Source organism: Stutzerimonas sp. C6.4V, from assembly GCF_058536345.1.
In genome coordinates this window covers 501276-523983 of sequence record NZ_JBZUBM010000002.1, presented here as the reverse complement: position 1 = coordinate 523983, position 22708 = coordinate 501276, and the positions used below count along the sequence as shown (strand labels likewise).

17 protein-coding genes and 1 pseudogene are annotated in these 22708 nt (G+C 64.6%); 3 read left to right on the top strand and 15 right to left on the bottom strand.

Features of this window, described 5'->3' with window-relative positions; translation table 11 throughout:
- Window positions 1-26: 26 nt before the first annotated feature.
- The 5 genes from AC4LFW_RS18275 to AC4LFW_RS18255 form a co-directional block, all read right to left on the bottom strand.
- Entirely contained in the window at window positions 27-1040 is a 1014-nt protein-coding gene (locus AC4LFW_RS18275) for a hypothetical protein (RefSeq protein ID WP_491820942.1), read from the bottom strand.
- Window positions 1037-2941 carry a hypothetical protein gene (locus AC4LFW_RS18270; RefSeq protein ID WP_491820941.1) on the bottom strand — a complete coding sequence of 635 codons (1905 nt, stop codon included), beginning with the start codon at window positions 2939-2941 and terminating at the stop codon, window positions 1037-1039. Before AC4LFW_RS18270 ends, AC4LFW_RS18275 begins: the two co-directional genes overlap by 4 nt.
- Window positions 2941-3822 carry an SH3 domain-containing protein gene (locus AC4LFW_RS18265; RefSeq protein ID WP_491820940.1) on the bottom strand — a complete coding sequence of 294 codons (882 nt, stop codon included), beginning with the start codon at window positions 3820-3822 and terminating at the stop codon, window positions 2941-2943. Before AC4LFW_RS18265 ends, AC4LFW_RS18270 begins: the two co-directional genes overlap by 1 nt.
- Before the next feature lie 326 nt (window positions 3823-4148).
- A complete protein-coding gene (locus tag AC4LFW_RS18260; RefSeq protein WP_491820938.1) occupies window positions 4149-5492 on the bottom strand; it encodes a spinster family MFS transporter in 1344 nt (447 codons plus the stop codon).
- Between the two features lie 195 nt (window positions 5493-5687).
- Window positions 5688-6476 carry an IclR family transcriptional regulator gene (locus AC4LFW_RS18255; RefSeq protein WP_491820937.1) on the bottom strand — a complete coding sequence of 263 codons (789 nt, stop codon included), beginning with the start codon at window positions 6474-6476 and terminating at the stop codon, window positions 5688-5690.
- A gap of 505 nt (window positions 6477-6981) precedes the next feature.
- Between AC4LFW_RS18255 and rpmB the strand changes: the two genes are divergently transcribed.
- Window positions 6982-7218: a 50S ribosomal protein L28 gene (gene rpmB / locus AC4LFW_RS18250; RefSeq protein ID WP_019339373.1), complete on the top strand. Its 237-nt coding sequence runs from the start codon at window positions 6982-6984 to the stop codon at window positions 7216-7218.
- 11 nt (window positions 7219-7229) lie between these two features.
- Complete coding sequence (gene rpmG, locus AC4LFW_RS18245) at window positions 7230-7385, top strand: 50S ribosomal protein L33 (protein WP_491820934.1); 156 nt, start codon at window positions 7230-7232, stop codon at window positions 7383-7385.
- A gap of 110 nt (window positions 7386-7495) precedes the next feature.
- Here rpmG and aptA read toward each other — a convergent pair whose 3' ends face one another.
- Entirely contained in the window at window positions 7496-8815 is a 1320-nt protein-coding gene (aptA, locus tag AC4LFW_RS18240) for an omega-aminotransferase AptA (RefSeq protein ID WP_491820933.1), read from the bottom strand.
- Between the two features lie 202 nt (window positions 8816-9017).
- On the opposite strand from aptA, the gene AC4LFW_RS18235 reads away from it, so the two are divergent.
- Window positions 9018-10511, top strand: a complete 1494-nt coding sequence (locus AC4LFW_RS18235) for an aldehyde dehydrogenase (protein WP_491820932.1) — start codon at window positions 9018-9020, stop codon at window positions 10509-10511.
- Window positions 10512-10710: 199 nt separating this feature from the next.
- Here AC4LFW_RS18235 and AC4LFW_RS18230 read toward each other — a convergent pair whose 3' ends face one another.
- From AC4LFW_RS18230 to AC4LFW_RS18190, 9 genes and pseudogenes are all read right to left on the bottom strand, one after another.
- On the bottom strand, window positions 10711-12111 hold the full coding sequence (locus tag AC4LFW_RS18230; protein WP_491820931.1) for a glycosyltransferase family 2 protein: 1401 nt from the start codon (window positions 12109-12111) through the stop codon (window positions 10711-10713).
- On the bottom strand, window positions 12108-13226 hold the full coding sequence (locus tag AC4LFW_RS18225) for a HEAT repeat domain-containing protein (protein WP_491820929.1): 1119 nt from the start codon (window positions 13224-13226) through the stop codon (window positions 12108-12110). The genes AC4LFW_RS18230 and AC4LFW_RS18225 overlap by 4 nt, the downstream gene beginning before the upstream one ends.
- On the bottom strand, window positions 13216-14352 hold the full coding sequence (locus AC4LFW_RS18220) for a YaiO family outer membrane beta-barrel protein (protein ID WP_491820928.1): 1137 nt from the start codon (window positions 14350-14352) through the stop codon (window positions 13216-13218). Before AC4LFW_RS18220 ends, AC4LFW_RS18225 begins: the two co-directional genes overlap by 11 nt.
- Window positions 14349-14738 (bottom strand): response regulator transcription factor, encoded by a 390-nt coding sequence (locus AC4LFW_RS18215; protein WP_491820927.1) that lies wholly within the window; start codon window positions 14736-14738, stop codon window positions 14349-14351. Before AC4LFW_RS18215 ends, AC4LFW_RS18220 begins: the two co-directional genes overlap by 4 nt.
- A complete protein-coding gene (locus AC4LFW_RS18210; RefSeq protein WP_491820926.1) occupies window positions 14735-17626 on the bottom strand; it encodes a CHASE3 domain-containing protein in 2892 nt (963 codons plus the stop codon). The genes AC4LFW_RS18215 and AC4LFW_RS18210 overlap by 4 nt, the downstream gene beginning before the upstream one ends.
- A gap of 170 nt (window positions 17627-17796) precedes the next feature.
- The gene (locus AC4LFW_RS18205; RefSeq protein ID WP_491820925.1) at window positions 17797-19437 is read right to left on the bottom strand and encodes a diguanylate cyclase; all 1641 of its coding nucleotides are present in this window, start codon (window positions 19435-19437) and stop codon (window positions 17797-17799) included.
- Window positions 19430-19817 (bottom strand): annotated as a pseudogene (locus AC4LFW_RS18200) (response regulator). The gene AC4LFW_RS18205 and the pseudogene AC4LFW_RS18200 overlap by 8 nt, the downstream one beginning before the upstream one ends.
- Window positions 19814-22210 carry a PAS domain S-box protein gene (locus AC4LFW_RS18195; RefSeq protein WP_491820923.1) on the bottom strand — a complete coding sequence of 799 codons (2397 nt, stop codon included), beginning with the start codon at window positions 22208-22210 and terminating at the stop codon, window positions 19814-19816. The pseudogene AC4LFW_RS18200 and the gene AC4LFW_RS18195 overlap by 4 nt, the downstream one beginning before the upstream one ends.
- A gap of 43 nt (window positions 22211-22253) precedes the next feature.
- Window positions 22254-22640, bottom strand: a complete 387-nt coding sequence (locus AC4LFW_RS18190; RefSeq protein WP_491820922.1) for a response regulator — start codon at window positions 22638-22640, stop codon at window positions 22254-22256.
- Window positions 22641-22708: the final 68 nt, after the last annotated feature.

Genomic DNA, 22708 nt, shown 5'->3' with positions numbered 1-22708 from the left:
GCCGCTCTGTTTCCGCTATCGAACCATCAAAGGCTGTCGAGCTGGGGGTCCAGCCGATCCAGCAGGCGCTCGCGGCGGCGTTCATCTTGCAGGTCGGTCAGGTCCGTCAGCAGCACACGCTTTTCGGGTTCGACGGTCAGCTGTATGCCGTTGACTTCACCCAGCATCAGCTCGCTCATCAGTTCGCAGGCATCCCGGAAACCGCCGGGAAGCGCCTTCACCTCCCGGTCGCAGTTTCCCTTGGCTTCGGCAACCACCTTCTCGTAGTACGCCTTGCGCTGGTGCTCGGCGCTGCCCGCGGAAGGGTCGAGAGGCGTGTTGTAGCGCTGATAGAGGGCAATGCTGCGGGCGGCCAGGCCCCGGTCCTGCAGGCTGAGCATGGTGCGCTCAAGTTCGGCCCGCTCGACGCTCGAGGTCAGCTCGCCCAGCGGGCCAGCGAAGCCGAACGGGCTGGCGTTTCCGCCCAGATCCTCTGCCAGGCGCCGCAGGGTGCGGTTCAGGTCACGCAGGTTGCTCAGCCGGTAGCTGAGGCGTGAATCGAACAGCTCGGGCATGCCAACGAACAGGTCGGTTTCAAGTGTGCCAGCGTCATCGTCTATGTCGACGAACAGCTCGAGATCGAACGGCTTGAGCTCGGTCAGGCCGCTACTCACCGCCGGAGCGAAGCCGCGTAGCAGCCCGAACCCGCCGGTGAGCGAGTTCAATGCACTCAGCGCGGAACTGTCGGTCTGCACGCCTTCGAAATGCAGGCGAATGCGGGTCTGCTCGTCGCTGATATCGCGATCACTGATCACCAGCTGTTCGGCGCGCAAGTCCGGCTGGTTCTTTCCAAACTCGGCGCGCAGGCCGCTGATGGTCACGCGTCCGCCCAAGGGGCTGGATGACACCGAGTCCCAGCTGAGTTGCTCATCGAGACCATGATCGTAGACCCAGTCCTCCAGCAGCGCATTCGCCTGGCTGCTGCTGTAGGCGCTCAGGCCAAAATAACCGCCGGCCAGCACGACCACCGCGGCGCCGATCATCAGGGGTAGGCGGTTCATTGGTCATCTCCTTGCTGCGTTGCGTGCTCCGGCCGTGCCTGCGCGATGCGCTGCCTGGCCAGTTCCGGCGTCCATTGTGTGTCGCCGATCTGGTGGCGAACCAAGCTGAGGGGGTCGAGCAGGTCGGCACAGCCGTCTTCGCTGCACGGCTGAACCGAATCAGCAGTCACTCGCGTCAGCGGCAGGCCTTGTTCGTCCTTCTGCGATCCATCCAGACGGGCCTTGCCTTTGACCAGATACCAGCCGTCTTCGAGTTCCGGCTGGCTTGCCCCGCTCTCCAGCACCGCGGCGTAGGGGTAGTCGATAGCCCAGTCGCTGCCCGCCTCACCGTCGAGATGGACGATCTGGCTGTAGGCCTGTTCGTTGCCGCGCATCATCGAGGCGTAGCTGCCTCCGCCAAAGGGCGTGTAGCTGGCATCGGTCAGGAGGCGACGGTAGAGGGTCTCCGGTTTGCGCACCTCTTCACGGAACTGGTCGTACAACTGCAGTTGCTGCTCGGCCTGGCGAGCCGCCAGTTCACGCTCCAGTTGCGCCTTGCGCTTGCGCTCCAGCTCGGCCTGCCGCTGACGTTCGGCTTCCTTGCGCTCGAAGACAAACAGGTGGTTCTGCGCGCGGGCGGGGTTGTACTCCCATTGCTTGGTCCGGTAATGGCGGTTGAGGCCGATTTCGTACAGCCAGTAGTCCCGGTCGCGCTCCTGCATGCCTTTGACCAGATCGCGTACGCCGTAGAAATGGATGCCACGCAGCGAGGGCGCGCTTTGCGTCAGGTAGGCGGTGGCCAGATCGATGGTCAGACGAATGCTGTCCAGGTCGCGGAACAGGTCCCGGTTTTCGGTAAGGGCGACCAGGGACGCGCTGCCGCCGTTCCAGTAGCTGCCATAGCTGTAATGGTCGAGGCGTATCAGATAGTGCACCTTGCTGGCCGGCTCGCTGTGCAGCAGCAGGTACAGGTTACGGCCCTGGTCCAGGCCGACGACGGGTAGCTGCGGCACGTCGCCCCGGATTTCCAGGCCATGCAGGAAGCTGCCGTTGAAGTCGTGGACCTGCACCCCGTCACGGCGGACGAGAACCAGGGTTCCCTCGCCCTGCGCGTAGCCGTCCGGAGCGCAGGTTGCACCCTTTGACTGCGCGGTGACATTGTCTATGCCGTCCGCCGGCGTGAAACCAAGACGAAAGCGACAACCGTTCTGGTCGCTGATCTCGGTCAGGAAGCCGGCCTTGGCCAAGACCTCCTGCGGCGGAGCGGGTTGCCAGCCGGCAACGCTGAACGGTTTGGCCTGGGCGGTGGGGGCCTCTGCCGGCTCTTCGGTGCTTGCCTGGGCAGGCCCGGGCTCGGGTGTGGCTGCAGCGACAGGTGGCTCTGCCGGTTGCTTCAGGGCCGGTGCATCGGCGCCCGGAGCAGCTTCATCCTCGGGTTGCGGTGCGTCCGCGATCTCGGCTGAACGGGACGCGACCTCCGGTTGATTCGCGGCCGGCGGGGCCTCGCTTCCAGGGGCTGGCGATGCTGACGGTGAGGGAGCGTCGCTCGTCGTGTTCTTCGCAACTGCCGGTTGGGCCGGACGGGCAGCCCAGCCTGTGGCCTGGCTGGCGGCGCCGTTAAGGGCGTCTGCGCCTGTCGGGCCCGAGGCCGTCCAGGTGAGCTGGGTTGCCGCCGGGCACTGGCTGCCCATCAATCCGCCGAGCTTGGGAAGCAGCCGATCGATCGCAGCCTTATCGACCGCGCCGGAAAACACGAAGCGCAGCTTGAGGTCATCGCTGCACCAGGGTTGGCTGTCCGGGTGATCGACGAACACCTCGACATTTTCCGCTTTGGAATACGCGAGTCGGTGGCTTGCGGCTTGTACCGACAGGGTAGCCGCCAGCAGTGGAAGGGTCAGCAGGGCGCTGGTGCGTGGTGTCATCAGATCAGCTCCCACGCACCGTCAGCCGCCTGGCAGGCCTTGGCGGTCTGCTGCTCGCTGGAGCCTTTTGCGGTCACGTCATAGTTGATCGTGCGGCAGGTGGTCTGGGCGGTCATGGCCTGCTCGACTGGCGCTGCATCCAGATCGATGACGTCCAGATCGATACCCTTGTTTGCAGCGCTGGCCAGGTCCAGGCTGTCCAGGTCGGTTGCGGTATCGGTACTGGCGGTTGCCTGCGCGGGCTGCGCCTCCACCTGCGCCACCAGCGGTGCGTAGACGTAGCCGATGGTTACGCCTCGTCGACCCACCATGATCCAGTCATTGTCAGTGCGGCCAATGGCGGTAAAGGTCGTGCCGGTAGGCAGCCCCGCGACTTTCTCGGCTTTCAGGTCTGGCGCGTTGCGCACGTTGGCTGATTTCAGTGCCCGGTAGGGCTGGTTGATCAGCGTCATGTTCGCCACCGGCTGGACCTTGGGGGTGCGCTTGACCGCAACCTGGCGCTCCACGGTTTCCGTCTTGACCGGCGTGATGGTGGCCCTGGCATCGCTGTGGGTCGAGGACCATTGGGTGGCCTGGCCATCCTGCGCGTGCTGCAAGGCCTGCTGGGTTTGCTCCGCCAAGGCTTCACGGTCGCGCGCGTCGAGGTTCGCGCCGATGGTCTTGCCCAGGTAGCCGCCGGCCAGTGCACCGGCGATCATCGCAGCGGTGCGCCCGCTGCCACCGCCAATCTGGCTGCCGACAAGGATCCCTGCCGCTGTGCCCACCAGCGTGCCGATGTTCTCCTTGTTGGCCCATTCCTGGTCCGCCATGTTGGCGCAGCCGGAGCTGAGTGCGATTGCGCTGCCAAGCAGCAGGGTGCTGGTTTTCCTGACGAAGCCCATAGAGCAGTCCTCTTTCGTATGGCCGGCTGACGAGCGGACTGATGCGACGGCAGGTGCCATGCCGAAGAGCTGCCGTTCAATCCATGAAGTGGCGGGCAATTACACACAATTCCCACCAGCACCACAAACTAAAAAGGCTCTAGGATAAGGGTTTCAAGGCTTAGGGTGATCTTGCGCAAGGATTAATCCAGGCCTTGCGCAAGGTGATGTCCTCCAGTTGCGAGCGGTCTCGCACCAAACTGCAGCGAAACGCTCCGCTTGTTACGGGAACTGTTGCAAGCCGACCCGATTAATACCCGGACCGGGCGAGCCGACTCGAAGGGGCATCAGACGGACGCTGCTGCGGCACCCTGTGGCTGCCATTCCTGCAACCGATCCAGGCTTGCGCGGTAGTGCTTGAGGCCGAGGCTGAGCAGCAGGATCGCTCCGGCCAGGGCAATGCCAGTGACGATCAGCAGCGAGTAGCGCAGGGCGTTGTCGTCGCCGAAGACGAAATCGGTGCCCAGCGCCACGGCGGTCGGGCCGATGCCCAGGCCGACCATGGTGATGACGAACAGGTACACCGCCGAGGCCTGGCCGCGCATGGAGTTGGGCATGATTTCCTGGATCGCCGCCGGGCCGACGCCAAAGGGCATGGCAATGGTGAACACGTGGAAGGCAATCAGGGTCAGCGCCAGCTCGCCGCTGCCGGCCAGGTAGGCGAAGTTCAAAGGCAGTGTCAGCGCTGCGGAGATGATGCCTACGCGTAACGGTGCGTCGCGGTAGCCGCGCCGGTGCAGCAGGTCGGAGAGCCGTCCGCCGGCAATGATGCCCAGCGAGCCGGCCACGGCCACCACCGAGCCGTAGAGTACGCCCACGTCACTCGCCGCCCAGCCGTAGGTGCGGATGAAGAACGTGGGAATCCACGCCGAGCTGCCGTAGGCGGCAAACGCCAGGCAGGCGAAGCCGAAGTTGTGGCAGAGCACCGTGCGGCGATTCTGGCGGATATAGCCGGCCACTTCGGCGAGCGGCACATCGACGCCGGCGCCGACCCCTTTGCGCGACGGCTCGCGGATCAGCAACAGCACCGCGGTAAAAATCACCCCTACGGCGCCCAGCACAAGAAAGATCAGCTGCCACGGACGCACCAGGCCGAGCACCGGCAAGGCGACATCGCCCTGCGCCGAAGCGAACCTGACCACCAGCCCGCCGAGCAGGAAGGCCAGGCCCGAGCCGATGTAGATGCCCATCGAATAGACGCTCATGGCAGTCCCGCGCAGCCTGGGCGGGAAGCTGTCGGCAATCAATGAATAGGCCGAGGGTGACAGCGCGGCCTCACCCACACCGACGCCGATGCGGAACACGAGGAACTGCCAGAAGGTACGCGCGGTGCCGCACAACGCGGTCATCAGGCTCCACACCAGCACGCCGATGGCGATGATGCCGCGGCGGCTCTTGCGGTCGGCCAGGCGCCCGATCGGCACGCCGCAGATGGTGTAGAACACGGCAAACGAAAAGCCCATCAGCAGGCTCATGTGGGTGTCGGTGATGTCCAGATCGCGGCGGATCGGCGCCACCAGCAGGTTGAGAATCTGCCTGTCGACGAAGGACAGCACGTAGGCGAGCATCAGGATCGCCACTGTCATCCAGGCGCGGGTGCTCGAGGGGTAGCCGTTATTGTTGTTGTGCATGGCAAGCTCCGATGGGCGAGGGCGTGTACGCCTTCCTCACTGTTGTCGGAGATCAGCCATCCGGCAAGGTCCATAACCAGCACATATGGTTCGAAATACGACGGCCATGTTTCGCACTGCGGAATATGGAAATCGTTTGCGCTGGCGGTCGGTTGTCAATGGCGACGGGCCGCCCGCACTTCGCGGCCTTGCCTTTCAGACACCCAGGCTTTCGATGTCGCGCGCAAGCATTTCCAGCTGATGGGCCAGCGAACCCCTGAGGGTTTCCTCGCTCAGCTGGAACGACGGTGCGCCGCAGGTCAGCGCCATGATGCTGCCATCGGCCAGGTGCAGCGGTACGCCGGCAGCCTTGACGTTGCGGTCCCAGTCACCGAGCGACAGGCAGAAGCCGTGCTGGCGAAATTCCTCGAAGGATTCCTCCAGCGAGCGCTTCATGGCCGGCCACTGGTCGCCGTACTTGGTTTCCAGAGCCGCCATCAGGTGCCCGCGCTCCTTTTCCGGCGTGGCGGCGAGAAACGCCCGGCCAGCCGAAGTAGTGGCCAGCGGCAGGCGAACACCGGCATCCATGCGCAGCGTCGAGACTTCGGCCGGGCGGCAGTTTTCCACATAGATCATCGACAGCCGGTCTCGGCACGTCAGGCCTACCGTGGTGTTGGTGCGACGAGCGAACTCATCCATATATGGCTTGGCGAGCTGCCGTACGCGTAGGTTGGAGACGTAGGCATAGCCGAGCGCGAGCACGCCGGAGTCGAGCTGGTATTTCTCCAGTTGCTGGGAATAACTGAGGTAACCGAGCTTGGTCAGGGTGTAGGTCATGCGGGAAACCGTAGGCTTGGGCAGCCCGGTGATCCGCGCGATGTCCTGGTTGCCCATCACCACCGAGCCGTGGGTAAAGGCACGCAGAACTTCCAGCCCGCGGGACAGGGCCTCGACGAACTTGCGGTCCTTGGGGTTCTCGGTATCGTTTTCTTCGATGTCGCTCATTGGTGGTGTCGGTCTGTCTGGGTAGTGGGCCGCGGGCGCGAACGATAGCAGATTGCCTGGACGGTGTTGCGGCCTGCGCAACCTACGCTGGGCAATCAGGGATGCAGCGATGGATCGCATGGTATCGAAAACGACCCGCAATTTCGCACAGTAAAACCATAACCGCCATTATCGTGGCCCGCTCGATTTCCCTGGGTACCGGGCGTCAGGCGTTCTTCTTTATATATGCAGCAACGCGACGAACGGCGCCCGGTGCCGGGCCGCTCGGAAACGCTCGTGCCACGGCTGATCGGAGCAGGTTCTCTGGCGGGGAAAAGTCAATCCGTGCTTGTTCCGGAGGGGGCCTTCTGATATAAAGCAGCGCTCTTTTCTAGGGGCCCGGTTTCTTCGCTTGCCGCGTAGCCGGTAAGACCCCAACGAAACGTGGCGCTGAGCGCCAAATGACTAGTGAATTCAAGCGGCCAACCCATGCCGGGTTGGGCATGTGGTTTTAGAGGGCTGAGGCATGTCGAGAGTCTGTCAAGTTACCGGTAAGGGTCCGGTAACCGGGAACAACATTTCCCACGCGAACAACAAAACCCGTCGTCGTTTTCTGCCGAACCTGCAGCATCACCGCTTCTGGGTCGAGTCCGAGAACCGCTTCGTACGTCTGCGCCTGACCGCCAAGGGCATGCGCGTCATCGACAAGCGCGGCATCGACGCCGTTCTGGCTGAACTCCGCGCTCGCGGCGAAAAGGTTTAAGGAGAACTATCATGCGTGACCTGATCCGTTTGGTGTCCAGCGCCGGTACCGGCCACTTCTACACCACCGACAAGAACAAGCGCACCACCCCCGACAAGATCGAAATCAAGAAGTACGATCCTGTTGCCCGCAAGCACGTGATGTACAAGGAAGCCAAGATCAAGTAATTGGTCGGCCCTTGAAGAAAGAACCCGCCACTGGCGGGTTTTTTCGTTTCTGGCGTCCGGCTTGCGTTGGGCGGTCCGTCATGGCGTGCCGCCCGTGGCTGGTGGATCGCTCAGGCCGCCTTGCGAATGGCATCGGCGAGGCGTTCGATCATCGCATCGATATGCCCGCGTTCAACGATCAGAGCCGGCGACAGGGCGATGGTGTCGCCGCTGGCGCGGGCCAGCAGGCCATCCTCGAAGCATTGCCGGAAGACCTCGTAGCCGCGCTTGCCGACGCCATCGGCATGGGCGGTGAACTGGATACCGGCGACCAGGCCGACGGTACGGATATCGATGACGTTCGGCAGTCCCTGCAGACTGAACAGGGCATCCTGCCAGTAGCCTTCGAGATCGATGGCTTTCTGGAACAGGTTCTCGCGCAGGTAGATCTCCTGGGTCGCCAGCGCGGCGGCGCAGGCCACCGGGTGGCCGGAATAGGTGTAGCCATGGAAAAACTCGATGGTGCTTTCCGGCCCCTGCATGAAGGCGTCATGAATGCTGTCGTTGACCAGCACCGCGCCCATGGGGATCGCGCCGTTGGTCAGCCCCTTGGCGCAGGTGAGGATGTCCGGCGTGACGCCCCAGCGCTGAGCGGCGAAGGCTTCGCCGACGCGGCCGAAGCCGGTGATCACCTCATCGAAGATCAGCAGGATGCCGTGCCTGGAAGTGATCTCGCGCAAGCGCTGCAGGTAGCCCACGGGCGGCAGGATGACACCGGCCGAGCCGGACATGGGTTCGACGATCACCGCGGCGATATTCTCCGCGCCATGCAGTGTGACCAGTCGCTCCAGTTCGTCGGCCCGCTCCGCGCCATGCTCCGGCAGGCCGCGGCTGAAGGCGTTGCGCTGCAGGTCGAGTGTGTGCGGCAGGTGGTCGACGCCCGGTAGCAGCGCGCCGAACGCCTTGCGGTTGTTGGCCATGCCGCCGACCGAGATGCCGCCGAAGCCGACGCCGTGATAGGCGAGTTCGCGACCGATCAGACGGGTGCGGCTGCCCTGGCCGATCGCCTTCTGGTAGGCCAGGGCGATCTTCAACGCGGTATCGGCCGATTCCGAGCCCGAGTTGGTAAAGAACACCCGGTTGAGCCCGGCTGGGCTGATCCTCGCGAGCCGCTCGGCGAGTTCGAACGGCAATGGATGGCCCATCTGGAAGGTCGGTGCGAAATCCATCTCGGCGATCTGCCGGCTCACTGCTTCGGTGATCTCGCGGCGCCCGTGACCGGCGTTGCAGCACCAGAGCCCGGCGGTACCATCGATCACCTGGCGGCCGTCGGTGTCTGTGTAGTACATGCCCTCGGCGCGCTCCAGCAGACGCGGACTGGCCCTGAACTGCCGGTTGGCGGTAAAGGGCATCCAGAAGTGTTCGGCAGATGTGGCGGGATCGTGGGCCATGGCTAGCTCCGGCAGGGCGACGGTATTGGCGGCTATGCTGTAGCGCGACTCCAGGGCGCGCACAGCGTTTGCGGCGAGTCTATGTTTAATAAAACGAACAAAACAAGGCGGAAATCCGTGCCAGCGTAAAAAATATTGATAGCCCAGGTGCCCCTGGTTTAGGGTGCCTTTCTGATTATTCGACCGATATCGAGGACGCCCCATGACCACCCTGACCCTTGCCGATTGGCAACAGCGTGCCCGCGACCTGCGCATCGAAGGACGCGCTTTTATCCAGGGCGAATACACCGCGTCCAGTGCCGGCGCCAGCTTCGAGTGCATCAGCCCGGTCGATGGGCGGGTGCTGGCGCAAGTGGCCAGCTGTGACGAGGCAGACGCCGATCGCGCGGTGATCAGCGCACGCATGGCTTTCGAGTCCGGCGTCTGGTCGCGCATGGCTCCGGCCAAGCGCAAGGCGACCATGATCCGTTTCGCCAACCTTATCCAGGCCAACGCCGAAGAGCTGGCGTTGCTTGAAACCCTGGACATGGGCAAGCCGATCAGCGACTCGCTGAACGTCGACATTCCCGGTTCGGCCAATGCGCTGCGCTGGTCCGGAGAGGCGATCGACAAGATCTACGACGAGGTCGCAGCCACCCCGCATGATCAACTTGGCCTGGTGACCCGCGAGCCAGTTGGTGTAGTGGCGGCCATCGTCCCCTGGAACTTCCCGTTGATGATGGCCTGCTGGAAGCTGGGCCCGGCGCTGGCGACCGGCAACTCGGTGGTACTCAAGCCTTCGGAAAAATCGCCGCTCACCGCCATTCGCGTCGCGCAGCTGGCCATCGAGGCAGGTATTCCCCCGGGCGTGCTCAATGTGCTGCCGGGCTACGGTCACAGCGTGGGCAAGGCCCTGGCGCTGCACATGGATGTCGATACGCTGGTGTTCACCGGCTCCACCCGCGTCGCCAAACAGCTGATGATCTATGCCGGCGAATCGAACATGAAGCGCGTCTGGCTGGAAGCCGGCGGCAAAAGTCCGAACATCGTCTTTGCCGATGCCCCGGACTTGCAGGCCGCTGCCGAGGCGGCGGCCAGCGCCATCGCCTTCAACCAGGGCGAAGTCTGCACTGCCGGCTCGCGGCTGCTGGTGGAGAGTTCGGTCAAGGCGCGCTTCCTGCCAATGGTGGTCGAGGCGCTCAAGGGCTGGAAACCGGGCAACCCGCTGGACCCGGCGACCAACGTCGGCGCCCTCGTCGATACCCAGCAGCTCGACACCGTGCTCGGCTACATCGAGGCCGGCCGCAACGATGGCGCCCAGGTGCTGATCGGCGGCCAGCGCACCTTGCAGGACACCGGCGGGCTCTACGTCGAGCCGACCATTTTCGACGGTGTCAGCAATGCCATGAAAATCGCCCGGGAGGAGATTTTCGGCCCGGTACTGTCGGTAATCACCTTCGACTCGGCGGCCGAAGCCGTGGCCATTGCCAACGACACCCCGTACGGCCTTGCCGCGGCAGTGTGGACGTCGGACATTTCCAAGGCCCACCTGACGGCCAAGGCACTGCGGGCCGGCAGCGTCTGGGTCAACCAGTACGACGGCGGCGACATGACCGCGCCCTTCGGCGGCTTCAAGCAGTCCGGTAACGGTCGCGACAAGTCGTTGCATGCCTTCGATAAATACACCGAGCTGAAGGCGACCTGGATAAAGCTGTAGAAAGCAGCTGGAAGCGGGAGGCTAGAAGCTGGAAGCAGAGCGGGGCGGATTGGTGAAGCGTGACCCACTCTCGATGCTTCAAGCTTCAAGCTTCAAGCTTCAAGCTCCTAAGTTGAATGTCGCCTTTTACATCCATCTGGGACTTTATGGTGGATCGGTGAAGCGTGATCCACCAACATGCTTCCAGCTTCCAGCTGCCCTACTGCCCCCACCGCCCGCTGCGGCGCATCGTGCCCCAGTGATGCTTGCGCCGTGAAAACCACTGCCACAGTCCGCGGCAGCGCCAGAGGGTGTTCAGCTGGCGGTAGCCAAAGTTTTCCAGTACGGCCATGAGAAACAGTCGCAGCATGTCGCGCCGACGTTCATAGACGCGGAATGACAGGGTCTCGAGCAGCAAACCGTTGACCGACAACAGGATACCCATGCCAATGGCGACCAGCAGGAAAGTCGCCAGCGCGGCGTAGGACACCGCCCCCAGGACGAACCCTCCGAGCATGAAGCCGTAGCCGAGCAGTTCGATCAGCGGCCCCAGCCATTCGAACAGTGCCATGAACGGCCAGGCCAGCCAGCCCGGCGTGCCGCCGCGCAGGCTGAAGGCGAGGCGGGCGTGACGGCTCAGGCTCTCCGCCAATCCGCGCTGCCAGCGGCTGCGCTGGCGACCGAGGGTGGCCAGGTCTTCCGGGCCTTCGGTCCAGCAGATGGGGTCGGGCAGGTAGCGGATGCGGTAGGGGATACGCTTTTCCCGGTGATAGCGGTGCAGCCGCACGACCAGCTCCATGTCCTCGCCGACGGTGTCGGTGCGATAGCCGCCAATGTCCATGACCCGCTCCTTGTCGAACAGGCCGAAGGCGCCGGAAATAATCAGGACCGCGTTCATCGGTGACCAGCCAAGACGGCCAAACAGGAAGGCCCGCAGGTACTCGACAATCTGCAAGCGCGCCAGCCAGTTGCTTGGTAGCCCGGCGCGGACCAGGAAGCCACCACGCACCTCCGAGCCATTGGCAATGCGCACGGTGCCGCCGGCAGCAACGGTACGCTCGTCTTCAAGAAACGGCTGAACCACCCGCAACAGGCTGTCGCGCTGGAGGATGGAGTCGGCGTCGACGCCGCAGAACAGACCATGACGTGCGGCGTTGATGCCGGCGTTGAGGGCGTCGGCCTTGCCACCGTTGGCCTTGTCGATGACCCGCAGGTTGGCGTAGCGCCGCGAGCGGTAGATGGCCCGGACAGCTTGATGCGCCACGGCCTGCCGCAGTGGCTCGGGGTGCAGTACCAGCTCGAACTCCTCGATCAGCACGGCCAGGGTGCTGTCCGTCGAACCGTCGTTGATCACCACCACTTCGAATTCGGGGTACTGCAGCTGCAACATCGAGCGTACCGAGGTGCGGATGGTGGCTTCTTCATTGAAAGCGGGCATCAGCACCGACACCGGCGGCTCCACACCGATATAGGGCGCCATCTCCCCGATCTCGGCGCGCTGGCGGATGTACCCCAGCAGGTTGACCATGGACAGCGCATTGAGCAGCAGGTACATGCCGTTGAGCAGCAGGAAGTAGAGGATGAAGCCCAGTTGCAGCCCCCACAGCCAGTCGATGCTCACCGCCTGACCTCCGCCACCGCACGACGCAGCGCGTCCTGGCCGTAACGGTCGTCCACCTGCAACCCCTGCAAGCGTTCGGCTGTAACGCCGGGCAGAGTGGCCAGGCTGTCCGCGGCGGCTTGCCGGACCCACCAGCTGCGATCAGCAAGCAGCGGCAGGAACACCTCGCTGTCACTCTCACGCGCCTGATTGTGCAGGGCCTGCAGCGCCGCCAGCCGGACATCGGCATGCTCGTGCTGCATGGCGCGCAGCAGCCGGCTACGGTCGCGCGGGTCGCCCAGCTCGCACAGGCAGCGCAGCGCGACCTGCAGCAGTTCGGGTGCGGCGTCTTCCTCGAGCCGAGCCCGTGCCCAGGGCGCCGCGTATCGGGGCTCGCCATGTACCAGCAGGGCGACCAGCCGCTTGCGCTTCGGGTCTTCAGAGCCGGCTAGCGCAATCAGCAGGGGCTGGGTCACGGCCTGCTTGCCGGCTTGCTGGCAAAGGCTGGCAAGGCGCGGCAACGCCCAGTCCGGCCGGGCCACGGCGGCCGGCATGATGATCTGCATCGCCCGGGATGGGTCAATGGCGATCAGGGTTTGCGCGGCAGCGAGCGAGACAACCGCGTTGCGGTTCATCAGTAACGGCTGCACCGCGTCCCAGTGAGCCGGATCGGCCAGATGGCGCAGGCAGGTCAGCCCGATCAGCTTGCCGCGGACCCGGCCGCGCAGCAGGTGCAGTGCCTGACGATCCATGCCGAGGGCAACGAGGGCACGGTTCATTCGTTCCCGAGCCGAGCCGCGTAGCTGCAGCTGGGTGCGGTTCCATTGCAGCAGAAACCATAGCTGGCGGTTGCGAGGCAGGCCGGGCAGGGGACCGGGCAGCTCCTCACCCAGGCTGCAAAGGGCAAAGAACGGCCGCCAGTAAGCGTTGAACTGCCGCCGCCGCAAGGCACGGCGCCGAGCCACTTCGCCCAGCAGCATTACCTGCACCATCACCAGCAGGGTCAGGCCGCCTAGCCCCAGGGCGGCATACAGCGCCAGCTGCAGCATGCTGTCTTCCGGCCAGATGACCAGCCATGCCTGGCGTGCCGCCTCACAGAGCCAGGCCGGGCAGGCGAAATCCCCGTCAGAAGGCATGTCGCAGACCGAGCTGCAGCCAGCGCCTGGTGTAGTAATCGCCCTGGCGGTGATGCCCCATTTCCCAGGTCAGGGCCCAACGGCTGTCGAGCCAGTGGCGTCCCTGTAGGCTGATGGCGCGTACGTCACTGGTGATCAGCTGTTGCTGTTCGACCGCTTCTTCTCTGCCGACGGTCAGGCGCAGCCCTGCATGGCTGAGACCTGAGTAGTAGTAATCCAGCGCCAGGTCATGGCCGATCGGCGTGCCCGCGTTGGCGACGTCGGTGATGTTCAAGGTGTAACCCGCGCGCCAGGAGTTCCAGTAGCGCTCGGCGCCGAGGGCCAGCCGATCGACCCGGGTGGTTTCGTAGTCGGTGCGACGAAGGCTGACGGCGCCGAGAAAACCCGCCGGCAGGCTGCGCTGAAGACGAAGATCGGCGTGCCACCGGGGCAGGAAGTAGGGTGAAGGCTGGTAACCCACTTCGGGTTGCAGGGTCCAGTGCCGGTCCAGCGCGATCACCGCACCGGCCTCGGCGCCCTGGTCCCATTCGCCGAATCGCTGCTCACGAAGCAGCGCGCCGTACCAGCCAGCACCGTCCGGCTGTGTCGAGGTGTAATCCAGGCGCTGGCTGCGCCAGTTGTCGAAGCCGTTGTCCAGCCAGTCCTGGCGGGCCGAAAGCTCTAGCTCATGACGGCGTTGGGCCGGGGCCGCATCGTTGGATGGGGTTGCAGCTACCGGGGAAGTCAGCGCGGCGCGGGCCTGCTGCATCACCTGCTGCACCTCGGCGTAGTCCGGCGCAAGTTCCGCGGCGCGCTCAAGCGAGACGAGCGCCGCTTGCGGCCGCCCGGCCCAGAGCAATGCCTGCCCTTGACCGAGCAGATAATCGGCGTTGTTGGGTTCACCTTGCAGCAACTGCTCGTACAGCGGCAGAGCCCGCTCGGGAGCACCTTGCCAGGCCCGGACCCGCGCCAGCAGAAATCGCGCTTCGCTGTCGTCGGGCTGGCGGTTCAGATGGGTTTCGAGGGTCGCCTCGGCGGCATCCAGTTGCCGGGCCTCGACCTGTCGCTGCGCGGTGGCGACATCGGCACCTGCCAGTGACGGCAGCAAACAGAGCGGCAGCACCACTGCCAGGACCAGCCGGCTCATCGCGGCCTCCTCAGCAGGCGCCGAATGCGCGCCAGCAGTTCCTCCGGCTGGAAGGGCTTGGTCACGTAGTCATCGGCGCCCAGCTCCAATGCCCGAACGATGTCGACTTCACGAGCCTTGGCGGTGAGCATCAGCACCGGCACGCTTTGCCAGCCGGGCTGGGCGCGCAGCCGCTCGATCAGCTCCAGGCCATCATGGTACGGCAGCATGATGTCCATCAGCGCCAGATCCGGGGGCAGGGTGCCCGCCAGTTTCTCCAGCGCCTGGCGGCCATCGGCGGCATGGTCAACGGTGAAGCCGTGGCGCTCAAGCAGGTAGCGGATGAGAAAGGCGATGTCTTCTTCGTCCTCCACCATCAGGATGCGCTGGCTAGCGGTATCGCTCATGGGTTGGCCTCGTCCAGGTCTTCGGTCTGGCCTGCGGGCCAGTGTTGCAGCTGCTGCTGGATCAGCGCGGCCAGCTGATGGCCGTCGTGGCGTGACTTGACCAGCTGGCGCAGGGCCAGGCGGCTGTCATGCACCGGCGAGTCCAGCGCGGAAAAGATGATGACCGGTGGCGGCGGTAGGGCCTGTGCCAGTTGGTCGAACAGCTCGCTGCCGTCTCCGTCGGGCAGCATCAGGTCGATGATCGCCAGGTCGTAGCGATGCTCGTCGATCAGGCGGCGCGCCTCGCCCAGGGTCGCGGCACCCTGCAGGTCGATTTCCAGCGAGGTCACCAACCGTGCCAGCAACATGCGCAGGTCCTCGTCATCCTCGACGTGCAGGATTCTCGGACGTGAACCGGTGGTGGCGAGGCAGGCGCGCACGACCTCCATGACGCGGTCGAGATCAACGGGCTTGTGCAGCCAGTCGACCACTCCCACTGCCCCACCGCGCAGCGCCCCGTCGTCGTTGTCGCGGCGCTGGGGCTGCAGGCTGACGATCAGCACTGGCAGGTGCCGGTAGCCTGCCTGGCTGCGCAGGCTCTGCAGGAAGGAAATGCTGTCCTCGTCATTCAATGCCGGGCTGAGCGTCAGAGCCTGGACGCTGAATTCGGCCAGCAGCTCCCGGGCCTGGACAGCGGTGTCGGCAATCAGGGTGGCGTATCCCTGCTGCTGCAGCGCGATGGCAAGCTGTTCGGCCGCCTGCACATCGGGTTCGAGCAGGAGGATTCGCGCCGGTGGCTGGCGCTCGTCGGCGGCCGGTTGCAGTGAGGTTGCGCCCGGCGGAGTGCCTGGCTGTGCCTGTGTCTGTGCCTGTGTTTGGGCCGGCGCCAGGGGCAGCCGTATCCAGAAGCGCGTGCCCTGTCCTTCCTGCGAATCGAAACCTATCCGACCCTGCATCTGCTGCACCAGCGTGCGGGTGATGGCCAGTCCCAGCCCTGTTCCGCCGCGCTTGCGCGCATCGGATGCGTCCGCCTGAGCGAAACGCTCGAATATGCGCGAGCGGAAATCCTCCGGGATGCCCTGGCCCTGGTCCTGCACGCCGATCTCCAGGGTCTGGCCATCGTCCCGCAGATCAATGCTGACCACACCGCCTGCCGGCGAATGCTTGATTGCGTTGGACAGCAGGTTGGCCATCACCTGGGCAAAGCGATCCGGGTCGAGGTTCGCTTCAGCTACCGGGCCGTTTGCAGTGGCGAACGACAGGCTGACGCCGTATTCGTCCGCGTACGGCCTGAGATCTTCCAGGGCCTGTCCGACCAGGCCCTGCACATCGCAACGGCTGAAGTGAAAGGGTAAGCGTCCGGCTTCGAGCTTTTCGATATCGAGTATGTCGTTGATCAGCCGCACCAGGCGTTCGCTGTTCTTGTGGGCGATGTCCAGCAATGGCCTGGCGCTGGAACCGATCTCACCGGCGATGCCACCCACCAGCATGCCCAGCGCGCCACGAATGGCGGTCAGGGGTGTGCGCAGCTCGTGGCTCACGGTGGAGATGAATTCGGTCTTCATCTGTTCCATGCGCCGGCGGAGTGAAATATCGACCGCAACGGTGACCACATGGCAGGCTCCGTTGGACATGGTCAAGGGGCGCTTGACCACCTGCAGCCACCGTTCCTGGCCCATGGCGTCGGTGAGGCCGACCTCGGTGATGCGCAGCTCGCCGCTGCCGCCAAGCAGCTCGGCTTCGCCCTGCAGCAGCGGCAGCAGCAGCGGGGCACCAGGGATCGCCTCGACGCGGCGGCCTTCAATGGCGTCCGCCTGGCTGTTCAGCAGTGCGGCAAAGGCGTTGTTGCACAACAGGAAGCGACCCTGTTCGTCACGAACGAATATCAGGTTTTCATCGGTATCCACGACCCGCCGGAGGAACACTTTCTGATCCTCGAGGGTGTCGCGGCTGCGCTGCAGCTCGGTGATTTCGCGCGCAATGGCCAGATAGTCGCCGAGTCCGGTCGGCGCCAGGCGGACCTCATAGGTACGCTGCCGGTCCATCTCGCACCAGGTCGAGCGGCGCAGCTGCAGCGAATGTTCCTCTTGCTGCAGCAAGTCCGCCAGCAGTGGCTCGATCGAGTCGAGCGCAGGCCCGCGGTTGTCGTTCGCCCTGGACAGGGCCGTCACCCTTTGCTGGCGGTCGATGGCGTAGAGATTGTCGGGAATGGCCTGCAGCAGCGCACCGAGCCGCGCCTCACCGGCCTGGGCCTTGGTGGCCAGTGCCTGGCGAATCCGCAGGTTGCGGCGAATCGCCCAGATGGCTGCGAGAAACAGCGTCGCCACCATCAGGCTGCCTGCCAGGCCCAGCCGGCGGCTGCGGTCGATGGTCTCGGCAACGGCGCGGTTGGCGGCGGCGAGCCCTTGGCGCTCGTGCTGCTCGACCGAGCCCAGCAGCGCCCGAAGTCGGTCCATGATCTGCTTGCCGCCCGCTTGTCTCAGATGCTCGACCGCCCCCTGCAAGCCCGTGTCTCGACGCGCCTGGATGTTCTTCGCGGCGATCGCCAGACGCAGCGCGATGTGCGTGTCGAGCTGGTCGAACCAGCGTCGGTCAGGGTATTGCCGATCCTGCACCAGCCCCTGCAGGCCCTTGCGGTGGGCTTCGAGTTGCCTGCGACCCTGCTCATAGGGTTCCAGATAGCTCGGCTCGCCGGTCAGGACGAAACCTCGGGAGCCGGTTTCGATGTCCTGCAACGACGACAACATGGACTGGATGGCGGTAATGATCTCCAGGCTGTGGCTGACCGAGCGGTTGGCCGCCAACACCGCCTCCTGGGTGCGCTTGCCCTGCCAGCCGAGTGCGACCAACAGGATGAATGCAGACACAAAGGCGAGCGAATGCCAACTTACGGCGGGTTTTGCAGGCAAACCGGAACTCCTTCAGCCGGCTGAATGACACTGGCAGCGATGCAGGCTCAGGCTCTTGTCGCCCTGAACTGCAGGCCAGAGACCTGCAGCTTTGCTCGCCGGGCTTGATGCAGTGTAGTTGGAGTCGAAGATGACGCAGCGGTTCGCCTGGGGTTTGTCCGACAAAGCGCTCAGCGCGGCGCAGCGATCCGGACCTGGTTGCGACCGTTGTGCTTGGCGACGTAGAGGGCCTGGTCAGCCTGCTCGAGCAGCATGCCGGGGGCGGTATGACCGTCGGTCTCGCTGATCCCGGCACTGAGGGAGACGCTGAAGCTGCGTGCCCCGGCATTGAAGCTGAGGGCGGCGAAGCGCAGTCGAATTTCGTCGAAGACCTGCCTGGCCTGCTCGGCGGTGCAGTTGGGCAATACCGCGACGAATTCCTCACCGCCGTAGCGACCCAGGCTGTCGACGCGGCGCAAGCGCTGGCGCAGCAGGTTGGCCAGCGAGCGAATCACGTTGTCACCAGCGGCGTGGCCATACCGGTCGTTGACCTGCTTGAAATGGTCGAGGTCGAGCATGACCACGCTGGCTGGCTGGCCGGTGCGCTGCGCCCGCTGCACTTCAAGCGCCACCTGCTCCTTGATGTCGGCATGCTTGAGCAGGCCGGTAAGGCTGTCGCGGGCCAGTGCCATGCTCAGCGAGCGGGCGCGCTTGGCATGAGAGAACACCGCCGCTATCAGCGCGTTGTCACTGATCGGTTTGGTGATGAAATCGTCGCCGGCCTTGAGCAGGGCGGCCATCTGCCGGTTGATGTCGGTCTCGGCCGACAGGTAGATGATGGTTACCCGCAGCCACTCGCTGTTCAACCGGATCATCTGCGCCAGCTCCGGCCCGGAACAGCCTGGCATGTTGACGTCCAGCAGCAGTACTTCGGGGTTGAAGCTGTGCATCGTCTCGAACAGCTCGCACGGATCGTTCAGGGTCTGCACCAGCATCTGCGAGTTGCGCAGCACCAGGCTGTAACGCGCGGCGAGGTCGGCATCATCGTCGACGATGAGGATCCGGTATGGCTCGCTGAGCTGCAGGTTGAGGCATTGCTCAAGGCTGTTTTCCAGCCCGGTAATGTCCACGGGCCGGGTGAAATAGCCCTGGGCGCCGGCGCGTACGGCAGCCAGCTGGCTGTCGAAGTCCAGATGCTGGCTGATCACCAGCAGCGGCAGTGGCGTCTCCAGTCTCTGCTGCAGTTCGCTCACCCCCTGCAGTTCGCCAGTGTGCTGGCTGACGATCAAGGCGTCCGGCAGCTGGCCATCCAGGGCCGTCTGCAGCAGGGGAATGCTGGGGAACAGCAGCACTTCGTAACCAAAGTTGCTGAGTGTCTGGCACATCTCCCGGCCGGCCTGCGGATCGCTTTCGAGCAGGTACACCCGGCAATCGGCTGGTCGCTGTTCCTGGCTATCGGCCAGCTGGGCCTGCTCCGGCGGCTGGACGCCACCCAGCGCCCCGTCTGTCCACTGGCTGATGGCCTGAGCGAGTTCATCAAGCGCCTTGCCGCTGGGTTTGGTTGCGTCCAGCCAGCGGTCGGCCCGCCGTTCCAGCAGTCGCGATTGCTGACCGAGCGCGGTGAAGCCAAAGGTGCCAGCGCTGCCGGCGAGCCGGTGCAGGCGCTCGCGGAGCTCGATCATCCGTTGACGACGCTGTTCACCTGTCCGGCTCCTCGGCAGCTGTTCGGCGAGCGCAGCCAGCGCCGGCAGTTCCTCCTGGAGGCGCTCGGCAAATCGTTCGGTCAACGCATGCAGTTGGCTTTGCAGCTCGGCGCCGCTGCCATCAATCATAGGTGGTATCCCATATCTCGCTCAGTTGTGCGGCCAGTTGCAGCGGGTCGAAGGGCTTGTGCAGCAGCCTGCGTACTCCCAGCTGGCGCAATGCAGCAAGATCGTCCGGTGGCTGTTGACCGGTCAACAGCCACCACGGGTGTCTGTTGCAGGTCCACCAGGCCTGACAACTGGCGCAGCAGCTCGAGGCCATCCATCTGCGGCAGCATGATGTCCAGAAGTATCATGTCGGGAGCAAAGGCCTGCACCTCTGCCAGCGCCTGTTGCCCCGAGGAGCAGCTCAGTACCTCGAAACCACCGAGCTTCTCCAGAGCCACGCGCGTCACGACCTGGATCGAGGGAACATCCTCGACGTGCAGTATGCGCTTGAGAGGGCTCATGGTGGCGACTCACGGGCAGGCTGGCAAGGCAGTTCGAACCAGAAGCAGGCGCCTGCACCTGGCGTCGAGTCGAAACCGATCGTGCCGTCCATATGTTCCATAAGCTCCTTGCTGATCGCCAGGCCAAGCCCGGTACCACCCTGCTGGCGGGTGTCGGAGGCGTCGGCCTGGGCAAACTTGCTGAAGATCCGTTCGCGGAACGCATCGGCGATACCGGGCCCTTTATCTCTGACGCTGACACGCAGGCGATGTTCACCGCGCTGCTCGGCCCAGAGATGGATGGATTCGCCCGGCGGCGAGAATTTTGCCGCGTTGGACAGCAGGTTGCTCAGCACCTGCTGCAGGCGCATGGTGTCCACCTTGACCATCACCGCCGGGCTCTCGCCCAGTTCGATGCAGACCCGGTAGGTGTCGGCGTAGCCTTGGTTGCTGCGCACGGCCTGTTGCAGCAATGGCCGCAGCGGCTGCAGCTCCAGCTCGAAACGCATCTTGCCGGCGTACAGCTTGTCGATATCCAGCAGGTCATCGATGAGGGCGCTGAGCCGCTGGCTGTTCTGGTGGGCGATGTCCAGCAGCTCGCCCAGCTCTTCGGGAACCTCGCCCATCACGCCGCCGCAGATCAGTCCCAGCGAGGCGGTGATGGAGGTCAGCGGGGTGCGCAGTTCATGGCTGACGGTGGAGACGAAATCACGCTGCAGGTTTTCGATCTGCTTGCGTTCGGTGATGTCGTGCAACACCACCACCGCCCCGTTCTGCTGGCCATTGGAGGCGTACATCGGGTCGGCATTGGCCAGCACGTAGCGGATGGTGCCGTTGACGACGATCGTCAGCTCGACGTTGCGGATGTGCTCGCCACGCAGCGCTCGCATCAGTGGCACTTCGTCCATGCTCAACGGCGTGGTGCCGTCAGGATGGAACAACCGGTAGTACTCGGCCCACTGCTCGGGCGGGATCTGATGAGCGTCGAGCCCATGCCAGAGGCGGGCGGCGTTGTTGAACAGCGTCAGGTTGCCCTCGGCATCGCAGGCCACCACCGCTTCGGACAGGGCTTCGAGCAGCCGTCGGTTCATCTCCTGCTGCTTGTCCAGTTCGAACTGTTCGGCCTTGCGCTCGCTGACGTCGGTCACCAGCCCGTGCCAGAGTACCGAGCCGTCGGCCTGGCGCATGGGGGTGGCGCGTGCCTCGACCCAGATCAGGCCCTTGCGCGGGTGCTCGATGCGGTGTTCAAGGTGCCAGGGTGTCAGGGTGGTTGCCGCCTGGCGAATGCTGGCCAGCACCCGGGCACGGTCTTCCAGGTGAATCTTGGCGTAGATCAGGCCAATGCTTGGCGCCATCTCCGTGGGGCTGAGGCCGTAGATGTCCTGCACCCCTTCGCTGACGTAGGGGAAGGAACTGTTGCCGTCCGGCCGCCAGCAGAACTGGAAGAGCATGCCCGGGACTTGCGCGGCGATCTGTTGCAGGCGCAGCTGAAGGTGTTCCTGATGCGCCAGATCGTAGGCGCTCACGACATAGCCGCGCAGCAGTTCATGCTCGTCGTGAATGGCCGAGACGTTCAACAGTACGGGCACTTGCCCGCCGTTGCGGTGCAGCAGTCGCCACTCGCGCATCTCGCGGCGCCCCTCGATCAGCGGTGCAGTGAGCACGCCGAAGCCGGGCTCCACGGATTCGTCGAGCTCGTTGCTGAGAATCGCGGCGCGGCGTGCCAGGGCATCCTGAGGGAACAGGGCCGAGGTCAGCGCCTGCCCCAGCAGCATTGATTCGGGATAGCCGAACAGGCGCTCGGCAGTGGGGTTGACGCCGGTGATGAATCCTTCTGCCGAGGTAACCAGCATGGCACTCGCTGCGCTGTTGAGCAGGGCCTGCTGCATCGCTGCCTGCTCGGCGTAACGGTGCGCCTGCAGGCGTTCCTCGAACAGGCGCATGATCTGTCGGCTGAGGCGGATCAGCGCGTCGCGCTGGGCGGGCGAGAGGCGCCGTGGCTGGCGGTCGATCACGCAGAGGGTGCCCAGGTTGTAGCCATCCGGCGTGGTCAGCGGCGCGCCGGCGTAGAAACGGATGTGCGGCCCTTCGGTAACCAGAGGATTGTTCTGGAAGCGCGGGTCCTGCAACGCGTCGTTGACCTCGAAGATGTCCAGGCCTTCGATGGTGTGGGCGCAAAAGGAAATGTCGCGGGGGGTTTCGCTGACCTCCAGGCCCAGCCGGCTCTTGAACCACTGACGATGGTCGTCCACCAGCGAGATCAGGGCGATGGGCGTGTTGCAGATATCCGCGGCCAGGTGGGTGAAATCGTTGAAGGCCGACTCATCTGGCGTGTCGAGGATCTCGTAGCGCAGCAGCGCGGCGAGGCGGGACAGTTCGCGGGAAGGCGGCGGCGCCGGCGCTCTGGGCTCCATGCTAGCTGACCTGCTTCGCTGAGGTTGGGAAGGCCATTGATTGCTACTCGCTGCCGGCATCCCAGATCGCCTGGATCTGGCCGGGCAGGCGCATCGGGTCGAATGGTTTGATGATCACGTCGCGGGCGCCAAGTTTGCGCAGATGGTCGATTTCGCCTGGCTGCACCTTTGCGGTCATGAAGGCGACCGGCACCTCTGTCAGGTCGATGCGCTCGGCCAGCCTGAGCAGTGTCTCAGGCCCGCCCATCCCCGGCATCATGACATCCAGCAGGATGAAGTGCGGAGCGAACCCCTGGACCTCCTCCAACGCCTGCTGGCCGGATGAGCACGACAGCACCTGGTAGCCGCCGATGGCTTCCAGCGCGAGTTTGGCCACCGCTTGAATGGACGGATCGTCCTCGACGTGAAGTATCCGTTTCAGCTCGGTCATGGGGTGTCTCCGTCGGCCAATGCACGCTGCGATCGATCAGGCAGGCAGTTTGCCAGCTTGTCAGCCGG